Origin of the sequence: Amycolatopsis acidiphila (genome assembly GCF_021391495.1) — a bacterium.
GTDB classification, from domain to species: Bacteria; Actinomycetota; Actinomycetes; order Mycobacteriales; family Pseudonocardiaceae; genus Amycolatopsis_E; species Amycolatopsis_E acidiphila.
Window position 1 is genome coordinate 1,971,318 of sequence record NZ_CP090063.1, and the last position, 12,615, is coordinate 1,983,932.

Sequence of the window (12,615 nt, forward strand, 5' to 3'; positions counted from 1 at the left end):
CATTCCGCGGACCCGCTTCGTCTCCATGGTGACCACAGGAGGAGGAAAGCCATGTCCCGCCTACCCGTCCTGTCCACAAAGGACGCCGGACCGTTCGCGAAGCTCGTCTACCGCATCGCCCGCCGCCGCTACGGCGCCATCCCCGAGCCGTTCGCCGTCACCGCGCACCACACCGGGCTGCTGGCCGCCACTGCGATCCACGAGCTGGCGGTCGAGAAGGCCTCCCGGACGCTGCCCGTCAACGTCCGGGAGATCGCCGTCTACCGCGTCGCCGTGCGGCTCGGCTGTTCGTGGTGCGTCGACTTCGGCACGATGCTGCAGAAGCACGACGGCCTCGACATCGAGCGGCTGAAGCACATCGACGACTACGCCACCTCGCCGCATTTCAGCAGGCAGGAGCGCCTCGCGATCGCCTACGCCGACGCGATGACCGCCACGCCCGCGACCGTCACCGACGAGCAGGTCGCCGAGCTGGAGCGCGAGTTCGGCCGTAAGGGCGTGCTCGAGCTGACCTACCAGATCGCGCTGGAGAACCAGCGCAGCCGCATCAACAGCGCGCTCGGCATCACCGACCAGGGCTTCACCTCGGGTGCGGCGTGCCGGGTTCCGCTGCCGGGACTCGCGTGAGCTTGTCCGGGTTCGCCACGTCGTAGATCGCGACGATGCGGCCGTCGCGCACGGCCATGGTCTGCAGGTGCGCGTCGAGCGCCTTGCGTGAACCGGGCGCCTCGGCCGGCCCCAGGAAGACCCCGAGATCGCCGTTGACCAGCAGCGGCCGCCCGGTGCCCAGCAGCTCCGGGGTGTACATCTCGACGAGGCCGGCGAAGAACCGGGCGATCTTGTCCGCGCCGACGACCAGCTGGCGTGCCGTGCGGGCCTTGCCGTTCGAGTCGCCGATGAGGACCGCGTCGGGGTGCAGTACCTCGGTCATGCCCTGCACGTCCCCGGCGAGCAGTGCCCTGAGGAACCTGTCGAGCAGCTCCTGCTGCTCGGCCAGGCTCGCCCGCGGCGGCGGCTCCGCGTCCTTGAGCGCGCGCCGCCCCCGCGAGGCGTACTGCCGCGCGGCGTCGGTGCTGGCGCCGAGGATGTCCGCGATCTCGTCGAACGGCACGGAGAACGCGTCGTGCAGCACGAACGCGACGCGCTGCTCCGGGGTGAGCTTGTCCAGCACGACCATCGCGGCCATGCGCAGCCCCTCGTCGCGCACCGCGACATCGAGCGGGTCATCGGCACTGCGACCACTCAACGGGGTGACGATCGGCTCGGGCAGCCACTGGCCGACGTACCGCTCCCGCTGTGCGGTCGCCGAGCGCAGCCGGTCCAGGCAGATCCGCCCGACGAGCGTGGTCAGCCAGCCCCGGAGGTCCCGGATCCCGGCCCGCTTCTCCTCGCTCAGCCCTGCCAGCCGCAGCCACGACTCCTGCACGGCGTCCTCGGCGTCCGACACCGATCCGGTGAGCCGGTAGGCCACCGCGACCAGGTGGGCGCGCTGCGCGGTGAACTCCTCCGCCAGTGCCATGACCAAGACAGTATCCTCGACGCGTGGCAGGTCGTATCCGGGAAGCAGACATTGCGGAGGTCCGCGAGCGCAACCGGATCGACGAGGTCGTGGGGGAGTACGTCGCCCTGCGTAACGCAGGTGGCGGGGCGCTCAAGGGGCTGTGCCCGTTCCACGACGAGAAGACCCCGTCGTTCAACGTCCGGCCCACGCACGGCACCTTCCACTGCTTCGGCTGCGCCGAGGGTGGCGACGTCATCAAGTTCCTGATGAAGATCGACCACCTGGGCTTCGTCGAGTCGGTCGAGCGGCTCGCCGACCGGGTCGGCTTCCGGCTGACCTACGAGGGCGGCGGCGCCAGCGTCCAGCGGGACCGCGGCACCCGCACCCGGATGGTCGAGGCGCACAAGGCGGCGGCCGAGTTCTACGCCGAGCAGCTGCGCGGCCCGGAGGCCGAGCTCGCCCGCAAGTACCTGCGGGAGCGCGGGTTCGACGAGGCCGCGGCGCAGCGCTTCGGCTGCGGCTTCGCCCCCTCCGGCTGGGACAAGCTGACGAAGTCCCTGCTCAACCGCGGGTTCGAGCTCTCGGAGCTGCTCAAGGCCCAGCTGGTCAAGGAGGGCAGGCAGGGCCCGATCGACCGGTTCCACCGGCGGCTCGTGTGGCCGATCAAGGACCTCGGCGGCGACGTCGTCGGCTTCGGCGCGCGGCGGCTGTTCGACGACGACCCGATCCAGGCCAAGTACCTCAACACCAGCGAGAGCCCGATCTACAAGAAGTCGCAGGTGCTGTTCGGGCTGGACCTGGCCAAACGCGAGATCGCCAAGCGGCACCAGGTCGTCGTGGTCGAGGGGTACACCGACGTGATGGCGATGCACGCCGCCGGGGTGCCCACGGCCGTGGCCTCCTCGGGCACCGCGTTCGGCGAGGACCACATGAAGGTGCTGCGGCGGCTGCTGATGGACGACGACGCGTTCCGCGGCGAGGTGGTCTTCACCTTCGACGGCGACGCGGCGGGCCAGAAGGCGGCGCTCAAGGCGTTCGAGGGCGACCAGACCTTCGCCGGGCAGACCTACATCGCCGTGGCGCCGGACGGGATGGACCCGTGCGAGCTGCGCCTGGCGAAGGGCGACGCGGCCGTGCGGGACCTGGTGGCACGGCGGATCCCGCTCTTCGAGTTCGCGATCAAGAGCATGCTCGCCGAGTACGACCTGGACTCGGTCGACGGCCAGGTCTCGGCGCTGCAGCGGACGGTGCCGCTGGTCGCGCAGATCAAGGACAGGGCGAAGCGGGACGGCTACGCGACCAAGCTGGCGTGGTGGGTCGGCTGGCAGGACGCGGACATGGTGGTGCGCCGGGTGCGCGCCTCGGCCGGCAACGGCGCCCCGGTGAAGCCGGGCCGGCGCGCGCCGGCGAACGGCTCGGCGCCGGCGGCGGGCGCGGCCGAGGACATCCCGCGGCCCGCGCCGAAGGACCCGCGGTTCATGGCGCAGCGCGAGGTGCTCAAGGCGGCGCTGCAGGAGCCCGCGCTGGCTGGGCCCGAGTACGACGCGCTGCCCGAGGACGCGTTCACCCATCCCGCCTACGTCGCGGTGCACCGCGCCGTGCTGAAGGCCGGCGGGGCGAGCTGCGGGCTGACCGGCCCGGCGCTGATCGACGCGGCGAGCACCAACCTGCCACAGGGCACGGTGCGCACGCTGCTGTCGGAGCTGTCCGTGGAACCGTTGCACGCCAAGGGAACCGTGGACATCCGCTACGTCGGCAGCATGATCGCGGCGGTGCAGGAGAACCTGGTGGGCCGGCAGACCGCGGAGATCAAGTCGCGGTTGCAGCGGTTGTCGCCCGTCGACGCCCCCGACGAGTACCGCGCGCTGTTCGGGGACCTGGTGGCGCTGGAGGAGTACCGGAAGGCGTTGAAGGACCAGGCGATCGGCGGGATGGACTAGCTGATGTCATGGCTTCGCCGACTGTTCGGCGACGGGTTGCCGGACGGGTTCCCGGGCGAGCTCGAACCCGCGGAGAACGCGCTCGCGGTGGCCGACGTGGCCTCCGGCGGGCACCTCGTGGTGACCGAGCTGGGCTTGTGGCTGCCGGAAGGCCGGCGCGTCGGCTGGCATCTGATCAGCAAGGCGGGCTGGGCCGACGGGGACCTCACGGTCGTCGAGGCCGAGGAGGTCGGCGCGGCGGGCGCGGCGATGCTGCTCGCCGACCGGGAGCCCGTGCGGTTCACCCTGCCGCGGCCGGGAAAGCTGCCCGTGATGGTGCGCCAGCGGGTGGACGGCTCGATCCGCGGCAGGCACCGCCAGGAGCTGACCGGCGGCGGGGTGTGGTTCGTGCAACGCAAGGTGCCCGGGCGCGACGGGAGCGTGCTGCAGGCGCGGCCCGACCCGGGGGTCGATCCCGAGGTCGTGGCGGCGATCGCGCGGGAGGCCGCGGAGAGGCTGGCGCAGCCCGAGCTGTAGCAGTACGCTCGTACTGTGTGGGATCCGGCGAAGTACCTCGACTACTCTGACCTGCGAGGACGTCCGTTCTACGACCTGATCGGCAGGATCGACGCGGTGTCCCCGCGCCGGGTGGTCGATCTCGGGTGCGGCCCGGGAAACCTCACGTCGTCGCTCGCGCAGCGGTGGCCGTCGGCGGTCCTGGAGGCTTCGGACAGTTCACCCGAAATGGTGGAGGCCGCGCGGGCGGCGGGCGTGCCTGCGGAGGTCCTGGACGTGCACGACTGGAAGCCCGCCCCGGACACCGATGTCGTGGTCACGAACGCCGTGTTGCAGTGGGTGCCCGATCACCGCGAGCTGCTGAGCCGCTGGGCCGGGCAGCTGTCGTCGGGGGCGTGGCTGGCGATGCAGGTCCCGGGCAACTTCGACGCCCCGTCGCACGTGCTCATCCGCGAGCTGGCCGGTGAGCCAGAGTGGGCCGCGAAGCTCGAGCCGGTGCGGCTGCGCGGTGACGAGACGGTCGGCGATCCGCAGGAGTACGCCGACCTGTTCGCCGACGCGGGCTGGCTGGTGGACGCCTGGGAGACGACGTATGTCCAGCGTCTCGCGGGGGAGGACGCCGTGCTGGAGTGGGTCTCGGGCACCGCGCTGCGCCCGATCAAGGCCGCTCTGGACGAGGCCTCTTGGGAGCGCTTCCGGGCCGAGCTGGCTCCCCGCCTGAACGAGGCATATCCGCCCCGCGCGGACGGGACGACCTGGTTCCAGTTCCGCCGCGTCTTCGCCGTGGCACGGTTGCCGTGAGCGGGGTTCGGTCGAGCTGAGTGCCGCGTCGGTGGAGCGAGGCCACCGGCGCGAGTCCCGGCGGGCCAGGCCTGGCACGATGTCGCGACGTGCGGCCACGTGGTGAACCAGCGTGCTTCGCGGGCCCGTCGCAAGGCCGCCGTGGCGGCTGGTCCACTGTGGATGGTCTGCTGGTGGGGTCTGCTCCGCCCAGAAGGTCGCTGACAAGCACCACCGGAAGCGCAGTGTAGCGGCGGCGGCCCTGGAGCGGATGTTCGACCACGAGCCCAGCCGGTGACGAAAGTGGCGGGTTTCTGGCGGGCCGGACCTGCTGAGTTCGGGCCAACAAAAAAGCCCAGGTGCTTGACCTGGGCTTTTGCTCCCCCGGTTGGACTCGAACCAACAACCCTTCGGTTAACAGTTATGTGGTGTGCGCGGTGGACCTGCCGCTGACCTGCTTCGACGCTCTTTCCTGTGGCCATCCGGTCCCGCTGTTGTTCACGGTTGTCCGCCCCGGTTGATGTCAGCTTTGGATGTCATCGCGAACGGCTGCCAGCCTTGCAGGCCACCAACCAGTCCCACCTTTCCCGCGATCCAAAGCCGCCCACAGCCGGGACGGACGCTGTCAACCCTGTAACCGATCACGCCCGCCCGGCGACGTACGTTCCGTGACTCTCCGGACGCAGAGCGACCACCACGGGCGTGATCGGCGCGAAGCGGGGTTGACAGCGTCCGGCCCGGCTTTGACCATCCGGCGATCGCGGGGAAGGTGGCCGTTCCGGCAGCCGCCCGCTCGTGGTGCTTCCTGCATCTCTCATGCGTCCTTCGCTGTCGTGCGCGCGGCGGCCGACGGCGTTCGGCGCGGTCGAGCCGAGCGGAGCGGGACAGCTCGACCGCGCGCCAGTTCGGCCCGCGCGCCCGCCCGCCAGGGCGGCTTGAAGACGTAAAGAAAGTCCTCACGGTCGAAACGTGTCAGCGAGTGTCAGCAATCGTCTCGTCCGATAAGGAGCGGAGGCAACATAGCGATGGCGGTGTCTCGACTTGTTTCGTACGACTGGCAATGCACATGCCGGTTTGAAAATCAATCTCTTGTATGGCGTCTGATTTTCGCGCCAGAGCGTCCAGAACTCCTTGGCGCTAACGTTGCAGGGATAGCGTGGGTTGTGTGTAGTTCGTGTGGAGAGCGGTCGCCCATCGAAGCGCCGCTACTCGTGATCGATCCCGACTCAGCCGTTCAGCTTCTCCACGCGCTGCCGATGTCCGAGATCGATACACCGGAACTGTCAGGTCCCGGGCTGGCTATTGAAGCGCAAGAGGCACTGGGGGGAAATGCTGGAATACACGGTCCAATGGTACGGCTGCCCCGGCTGCTCGTGCCGTTGGCCTTGTCGCGAAACATCGAACACGATCTCCGAGACCCCGACGCGGCTGTTGGTCAAGTTGCTGCGCTGAATCAAGCGCTAGGCGGGATGTACACCATCTTTCTGCAGGAGATCGCGAATAGTAATGCTATCCAAAAGATACGAAGGGTGCTTGACGATCTTTGGGGAGTGTCTCCAGATCACCTTGTTGAATTCATTCAATCGCATCCTGAGCTTGCAACCAGTGACGCTGCAATTGAGGCAAGGGTACAGCGTGAAAGCCTGCCGGAAGAACTGCGCAACGAAACACCACCAGTAGCTAGGCTACGCTTGATTGAGGGCCTATCAAACGGCGGAACTGTCGAGAGTGCCGTTGCAGATTACCTGACTGCAATCGACGAATTTTGGCAAGGCCAGGTGCTGCCTGAGTTGGACCAGTTACGAGATCAGTTACGCGAAGCACCGGGTGACCCCAACCTAATCCCGGCCGCGCGCCGGGTGCTCCAGATTGTGGCCGGACACCCGGAACTTGAGCGTGATTTCGACTTTGATCTGGGGACCAGGATCCTTACTCAAGCTGGCGTCGGCCACGGTGAAGTAGACGAGGCGGTAGCTCTATTCGAGAGAGTGCGAGAGCTCAGTCAAGAGCATGATGGCGTTTGGTTTCGCGCTACTGGAAATCTTGCTATTGCACTCGATAAGAAGCTTGGCGGAGATTCAAGCGAAGCCTGGGAAATATGCATCGGAATGCTCCGCGAGGCGTGCGATCCCACCCTTCGAGATATCGACTCCGAAGCATGGGGAACTAACCTTACAAACCTTGCTCATGCGCTGTGTCAACGTCCAGGAGGTCCCACAGCAGAAGACCTAACTTTAGCGTTGGAAAGTCTACTTCTCGCGTTACAGGTCCGTCCAGTTGACGATAATGTCGTCAACTGGGCATTTACTCAGTTGCATCTGGGAATAGTCTTTTACAAGAGGCGTCATCCAGGCGACCTGGAGGCAGCAGTTCAACATCACCGTTCGACATTAGAGATTTTACGATCAGAGGACGACGAACATCTGTGGATTGCTCATCATTACAATCTAGCTAATGCTTTGGTCGAATTGGGCGCAGATAGTTCTGTCGAGGCTGAAGAAATAATAAGGGCAGCTATTACCGCCTGTCCAGGTCCACTGTTTCACGGTCTACTACTGCGCCTGTTGGCAAATATACTTGAAGATCGTCTCGGGTCGCTGGCTGAGGAAGTCGTAACATTGCGCGCTGAAGCAGCTCGCCAAATAGACCCGCGCTTAGAACCCGCACTACATCTCGAAGTTGGCGGCCAGTTGGTTGTAGCCCTCCAGGAGTTAAACAGGTGGGAGGAAGCTGGTGCGCAGTACGAGAACAGCTGGGTTGCCTTCGAGGCGCTTTATGGAGCGCAACTCACTCCAGAGACGAGACGTGACGTCGTTGCTCGCAATGAGCGACTCGGCAGGTGGGCCGCTTATACGATGGCCCGGGCGGGAAATATGGTCCGCGCGGTGGAGATACTTGAGCGAAGTCGCGCAATGGAACTGGCGGCTGCGGCTAGTAGAGATATGGCCGACTTAACGAGTTTGGCTGAGGTTGACGGGCAACTTGCTCGCCGTTACGAAGATTTACGCAAAGCTTACCGTGAGGTAATTGGAGCGCGCTTTTCGGCACCGGAAAACATTGCGGTCTCCACTTCGGTGAACAACGCGCGAATAGTCGAGCGAAGTTTGAGGGAACTCACAGCCGAGATTCGCAGGATTCCCGGCTTCGAGTCATTCCTTCTGCCTCTAACGTTCAATGAGATAGCCTGTGCAGCACAGGGTATCCCGATAATCTACCTGATCTCGGCTCCGGGCGGCTGTTTCGTAATAACTATATCGCATCCGGATGAGCAGGTGGGGCTGAATGGAATTCATATCGAGTCGGCTTCGAGTAAGGTCCTGGCGGAACTGGTTCTCCTGAATACCGAAAATGGCACACCTGGTCTGCTCCTCGCGCAACTTGATGAATATGACGAAAGTGTAATGGTGGGGGCGATCGCAGCGTTGGAAAAATTGCGCCCTCTTGCTACTGTCGTCGCGAAGGAAAGCCGACGACTTGGTACCCAGAAGTTCGTTGTCGTTCCAACTGGGCTATTGGGCTTTGTCCCGCTCGCCGCATTGCCAGTTGATGGCAGCGAGGCAGAAGTGCTTGATGATGTCTGCCTGCTGCTCGTTACGCCCTCCATTGCGACTTATCTGTCGTCACGAAAGCGGGCCGATCGGCATTTTGACTATAGTTTCGTTGGCATCGCCGATACAGATCCGGAGCATCCACTGCCTGGTAGTGTTGCAGAACTGGAGACTATATCCCACTTGTTCTCATCGGTAGGACGGGTACGATCTTCAATAGGTGACGGAGCTACTTATGACTGGTTCGCGTCTAACACTTCAAATGCGTCGCATGTGCACCTTGCGTGCCATGGGTATAGTCGTATTGAGCACCTGCAGCATGGCGCGTTGGTTCTTGGGCAAGGCACATATTTAGGCGTGTCGGAGCTTGCGCGCGAGATTCGTTTGGACGCACGGTTAGTCATCATGAGCGCTTGTCAGTCAGGGCATTATGCTACTGCTAGTGCTCCGGATGAATTCGTGGGCTTGACTGCAGCCTTTCTCGAATCAGGTGCAGCTTGCGTGATTTCGAGCCTGTGGCCTGTATCTGATGACGGCACGGCGCTCCTAATGACTCGGTTCTACGAGAATCTCCTTCGCAACGCGCTGGATCCGCCTGAAGCGCTTCGCGGCGCTCGGCAGTGGCTGCGTAAACTTAGCGAAGATGAGCGTCGCGGGTATCTTCTTGAGCGGCCAATACTTGCGCAAGGCCTTAGACGTCAGCAGGTTGGGGCTCCTCGTGTCAGGAATTGGAGAAACCACCTGCCTTATAGTTCGCCTGAATATTGGTCTGCTTTTGTTTCTTACGGTTGTTGAATCGACAGGGTTATGACAGCCGTAGCGAAGGGTCCGCTTCGTGCAGACCGCCAAAGTTGCAATGTTGCTGACAGAGAGGATTTTAGACATGCAATGACCATGGGTTGTGCGTGCCATGGGGAAGTTATTCGGACTGTTGATTCCAGGTGCGGCTGAGGCGCGACAGGAAAGCCGGTACAGAGACCCTGAGCACCGTCGCAACGTGCCGCAGTTCCACCACGTCCAACCTCCGCTGGCCGGACTCGTACTTGCTGACGAACGACTGGGGCACCCCAAGGGCTTCCGCCACCTGAGCTTGAGTCAACCCCGCCTCGCGCCGGAGTTGGCGTAACAGCTCGCAGACCTGTTGGTACTCGGCCGAGTAGATCGACTTCTCCACGCATTCAGGCCACCGCAGTAGTTGTCAATATCCCAAGATGGGATATCCTGGCGGTGCGTCCTGGTGCGGCGGGCCTGGGTTCCGCGTGATGCACGGCGCTTGACCGTCCCTCCTGGGGGACGGGGCCGCACCGTGGCTCGCGTTCAGCTCTTGGCCTGCTCGGCGACTCTTCGCGTCGACGTGGTGGTCGAGCTGAACCGGCGGTTGGCGGCAGTTGATGTCCGACTGCAACCAAGCGGAGGTACTTCGATGGTGTCAACGTTCGATCCGGACCCGGCTGGCTACCTGTACGAGCAGGTGGCCGCCCATATCCAGGCGCGGATCCGGTCCGGCGAGCTACAGCCCAATCAGCCGCTGCCCGCAGAGCTACGGCTCGCGCAGGAGTACGGGGTCTCGCTGGGGACCGCCCGGCACGCGGTGCGGCTTCTGCGGTACCGAGGGTTGGTCCAGGTGATTCGGAGCAAGGGGACGTACATTAGCCGTCTGGACGCGTTCCAGGTGCCCGGCCTCGGCTCCGAGGAAGCGCTGCCGAACAGCGTCGACGACTGTCAGTGGCTCTGACCAGCTACGTACCGAGAAGACCCCGACACGCCAAAACCCCGGCCGCTTGAATCAGAGGCGTGCCGGGGTCTTCGTAGATGATGGTACACGATGCCTGACCTGAGTCACCTCGAATCCTGGTTTTCCCACGATCGCCTGAGCCCGTACCGGAGGGCGGCCAGTGACCACCGCGACGCGGTCGCGCTCTACGAGTGGAACGCGGAGGTCTCGGCCTCCTTCTGGCGCACCCTGGGGCACGTGGAGGTCCTGGTTCGCAATGCGCTGCACCGCGAGCTCACCGCCTGGTCGCAGCAGCGGTACCAGACCGATCGGTGGTACGCGGCGATAGATCCGCTGGTGAGCGAACAGACGCGCCGTGACACCCGGGAAGCCATCCGCCGGGGCACGCGCAACGGCCGGGCGGAGACACCGGGGCGAGTGGTGGCGGAACTGAACCTCGGATTCTGGCGCTTCCTGCTGGCCCGGCGGTATGACGGCACGCTCTGGCGGTACTGCATGTATCGCGCCTTCCCGGGCAAGCGTCGCGCCGACGTCGAACGGGCTGTCTCGGAGCTGCACGTGCTCCGCAACCGCATCGGGCACCATGAGCCCATCCACAACCGGCCCCTGTATGCCTTGCTGGCGCTCTCGCTTGAAGTCGCGAGCTGGATCGACCCCGAGGCGCGGGAGTGGATCGCGGCCGGCGACCTGACACCCAGCCTGCTCGCGCAGCGCTCCTGGACGGGAAAGCAGCCGTAGGGAGGAATCGGCCAGGGCTGGACTTCGATACCCTTCGCCGATGTCACTGGTGAGCTGGGCGCATGGCGTTGCCGCTCGGAAGCTTGCGGACTCGCTTCCGCGTCGCTGGGCCCATGTCGAAGGGGTGGCCCGGCAGGCTCGTCGGCTCCAGTTCGTGCCCGAGGTGGACGCCGAGTTGGTCGAGGCCGCTGCGCTGTTGCATGACATCGGCTATGCCCCGGACCTTGCGGTTCTCGGTTTCCACCCGGTCGACGGTGCCCGGTATCTCGCGAGCATCGGCACGTCCCCTCGGCTGGTGAACCTGGTCGCTCACCATTCCGCGGCTTGCCACGACGCGGAGCCCCTGGACCTGGCCTATCTCCTCGATGACTACGAGGACGAGCGGACCCCCGAGCGGGACGCGCTGTGGTGGGCCGATATGACGACCGGGCCGGATGGGGAGACGCTGACGTTCATCGAGCGCATGACCGAGGTCAGGTCGCGCTACGGTGCCGAGCACGCGGTCAGCAAAGCGATCGACTTGTCGTGGTCGGTACGACTGGGGGCTGTCGAGCGCACGGAAGCCCGGCTGGCGGCTGCTCAGGTGAAGAACGCGGACTGACGGTTTTCGAAGCCGTGCTGGATGCGTAGCCGGATCGAGGGGTGCACGTTGAGATCTGCGATCTTGTTCCGGGGCACCCAGTGCACTTCTTTACTCTCCGAGCTGGTGCGCGGTTCGCCGCCGGTCGGGTTGGCCCGGAAGCAGATCGAAAACTCCTGCCGTACCTCGCCGTCGTCGTAGGCGATCACGTGGCGAGGGTTGGAGTACGCACCGATCAGCTCGGTCACCTCGACGGTGATTCCCGTTTCCTCCTGCACCTCTCGAGCGAGGGCCTCGCTCAGGGTCTCGCCCAGCTCGAGGTTGCCGCCGGGCAGCGCGTATAGGTCGTTGTCGGTGCGTCGGATCATGAGCAGTTCGCCGCGCTCGTTCAGTGTGAACGCGCTGACGGCCACGCCGATGCTGTTCGCAGCCGGCGCGTTGGGGTCGTTGAAGTAGTCAGTCCGCGTCAAGGTTTGCCTCTTCCAGTGTTGCGGGTTTCGAAGTCCGCCAGACCTCTTCGAAGCTCTGGGTGTAGGTGTCGAACAGGCTGCCCGACGACAGTCGGCGCAGGTGCATCGCGGGGGTGTGTGCGCCTTGCGTGCCGTAGACGTGCGTGTTCACGATCATCTCGTCGTCGAAGCGAAAGATCGAGTTGTAGAGCGTCGTCCGGTGGAAGCGGAGCTCGGGTCCTTGCAGGTCGAACAGCGGCCGGTAGTGAGCCAGGGCGTTACGGATTCGCCCGGACATCGTGTGTTTGCCCAGCCGCTCTTCTTCGCTTCGGCGCGTGACATCACGACTGGCCGGATCGCCGAACGCGACCCTGATGCTGCATCCTTTGCGAGATTTCTGGATCAGCGACCTCACGAAGTTCGGCCGCTCCACAAGGAAGAGGCCAGCCAGCACGACGATGTCGATCCGGTCGACCGCATCGTTGATCACCCGGTCCCACAGCTCGGTCGGGATGGAATTGCGGTGCGGGAAGAACGTCACCAGCTCCGACTGACTGACCGTCGCGGCTTCCTCGGGGTTGAGCGCGTCCGGCCACAGGTAGTTCTCGGCGGTGCGCAGTCGGGCGGCGATGCTGCTGCGGTACTTGCGATACGGGACCCGTCCTTTCGTGATCCACCGTTCGACCGTTTTCGGGTCTACGGCAAGTTCTTCGGCCAGGGCGTCGGTCGACAGCCCGGCGGCTGCCAGGGAGTCGCGAAGCCGTTCATTCCGCATGGGGACGACTTTAGGACGTCCAAGACGTCCTGAGAAGTCCTTCGTTGTGGTGAAGTGGTCCCCGCGTCCGGAGG

General features: G+C 64.9%; 12 protein-coding genes. 8 read left to right on the plus strand and 4 right to left on the minus strand.

Annotated elements, in window-relative coordinates; genetic code table 11:
- Nucleotides 1-51 precede the first annotated feature (51 nt).
- Entirely contained in the window at nucleotides 52-627 is a 576-nt protein-coding gene (locus LWP59_RS09645; RefSeq protein WP_144641984.1) for a carboxymuconolactone decarboxylase family protein, read from the plus strand.
- Here LWP59_RS09645 and LWP59_RS09650 read toward each other — a convergent pair.
- On the minus strand, nucleotides 581-1,519 hold the full coding sequence (locus tag LWP59_RS09650) for a sigma-70 family RNA polymerase sigma factor (protein WP_144641983.1): 939 nt from the start codon (nucleotides 1,517-1,519) through the stop codon (nucleotides 581-583). The genes LWP59_RS09645 and LWP59_RS09650 overlap by 47 nt on opposite strands.
- A 23-nt stretch (nucleotides 1,520-1,542) precedes the next feature.
- Between LWP59_RS09650 and dnaG the strand changes: the two genes are divergently transcribed.
- From dnaG to LWP59_RS09670, 4 genes are all read left to right on the plus strand, one after another.
- Complete coding sequence (gene dnaG / locus LWP59_RS09655) at nucleotides 1,543-3,441, plus strand: DNA primase (RefSeq protein ID WP_144641982.1); 1,899 nt, start codon at nucleotides 1,543-1,545, stop codon at nucleotides 3,439-3,441.
- A 3-nt stretch (nucleotides 3,442-3,444) separates the two neighbouring features.
- Entirely contained in the window at nucleotides 3,445-3,957 is a 513-nt protein-coding gene (locus LWP59_RS09660; RefSeq protein ID WP_144641981.1) for a hypothetical protein, read from the plus strand.
- A gap of 15 nt (nucleotides 3,958-3,972) precedes the next feature.
- On the plus strand, nucleotides 3,973-4,737 hold the full coding sequence (locus LWP59_RS09665) for a trans-aconitate 2-methyltransferase (protein WP_144641980.1): 765 nt from the start codon (nucleotides 3,973-3,975) through the stop codon (nucleotides 4,735-4,737).
- A 1,190-nt stretch (nucleotides 4,738-5,927) separates the two neighbouring features.
- The gene (locus LWP59_RS09670) at nucleotides 5,928-9,059 is read left to right on the plus strand and encodes a CHAT domain-containing protein (protein ID WP_186383374.1); all 3,132 of its coding nucleotides are present in this window, start codon (nucleotides 5,928-5,930) and stop codon (nucleotides 9,057-9,059) included.
- A gap of 124 nt (nucleotides 9,060-9,183) precedes the next feature.
- Here the strand turns inward: LWP59_RS09670 and LWP59_RS09675 are convergent, their stop codons facing one another.
- Nucleotides 9,184-9,438, minus strand: coding sequence for a helix-turn-helix domain-containing protein (locus tag LWP59_RS09675; protein ID WP_144641978.1), 255 nt, complete (start codon nucleotides 9,436-9,438; stop codon nucleotides 9,184-9,186).
- 249 nt (nucleotides 9,439-9,687) lie between these two features.
- Between LWP59_RS09675 and LWP59_RS09680 the strand changes: the two genes are divergently transcribed.
- The 3 genes from LWP59_RS09680 (at nucleotide 9,688) to LWP59_RS09690 (ending at nucleotide 11,338) form a co-directional block, all read left to right on the plus strand.
- Nucleotides 9,688-9,999, plus strand: a complete 312-nt coding sequence (locus LWP59_RS09680; protein ID WP_186383373.1) for a winged helix-turn-helix domain-containing protein — start codon at nucleotides 9,688-9,690, stop codon at nucleotides 9,997-9,999.
- Nucleotides 10,000-10,089: 90 nt separating this feature from the next.
- On the plus strand, nucleotides 10,090-10,737 hold the full coding sequence (locus LWP59_RS09685) for a hypothetical protein (RefSeq protein ID WP_144641977.1): 648 nt from the start codon (nucleotides 10,090-10,092) through the stop codon (nucleotides 10,735-10,737).
- A 40-nt stretch (nucleotides 10,738-10,777) separates the two neighbouring features.
- On the plus strand, nucleotides 10,778-11,338 hold the full coding sequence (locus LWP59_RS09690) for an HD domain-containing protein (protein WP_144641976.1): 561 nt from the start codon (nucleotides 10,778-10,780) through the stop codon (nucleotides 11,336-11,338).
- On the opposite strand, the gene LWP59_RS09695 is transcribed toward LWP59_RS09690, so the two are convergent.
- Both LWP59_RS09695 and LWP59_RS09700 read right to left on the minus strand, forming a co-directional pair.
- Entirely contained in the window at nucleotides 11,317-11,787 is a 471-nt protein-coding gene (locus tag LWP59_RS09695; RefSeq protein WP_144641975.1) for an NUDIX hydrolase, read from the minus strand. The two genes, LWP59_RS09690 and LWP59_RS09695, sit on opposite strands and share 22 nt — an antisense overlap.
- Complete coding sequence (locus LWP59_RS09700; protein ID WP_144641974.1) at nucleotides 11,774-12,541, minus strand: DUF5919 domain-containing protein; 768 nt, start codon at nucleotides 12,539-12,541, stop codon at nucleotides 11,774-11,776. The genes LWP59_RS09695 and LWP59_RS09700 overlap by 14 nt, the downstream gene beginning before the upstream one ends.
- Nucleotides 12,542-12,615: the final 74 nt, after the last annotated feature.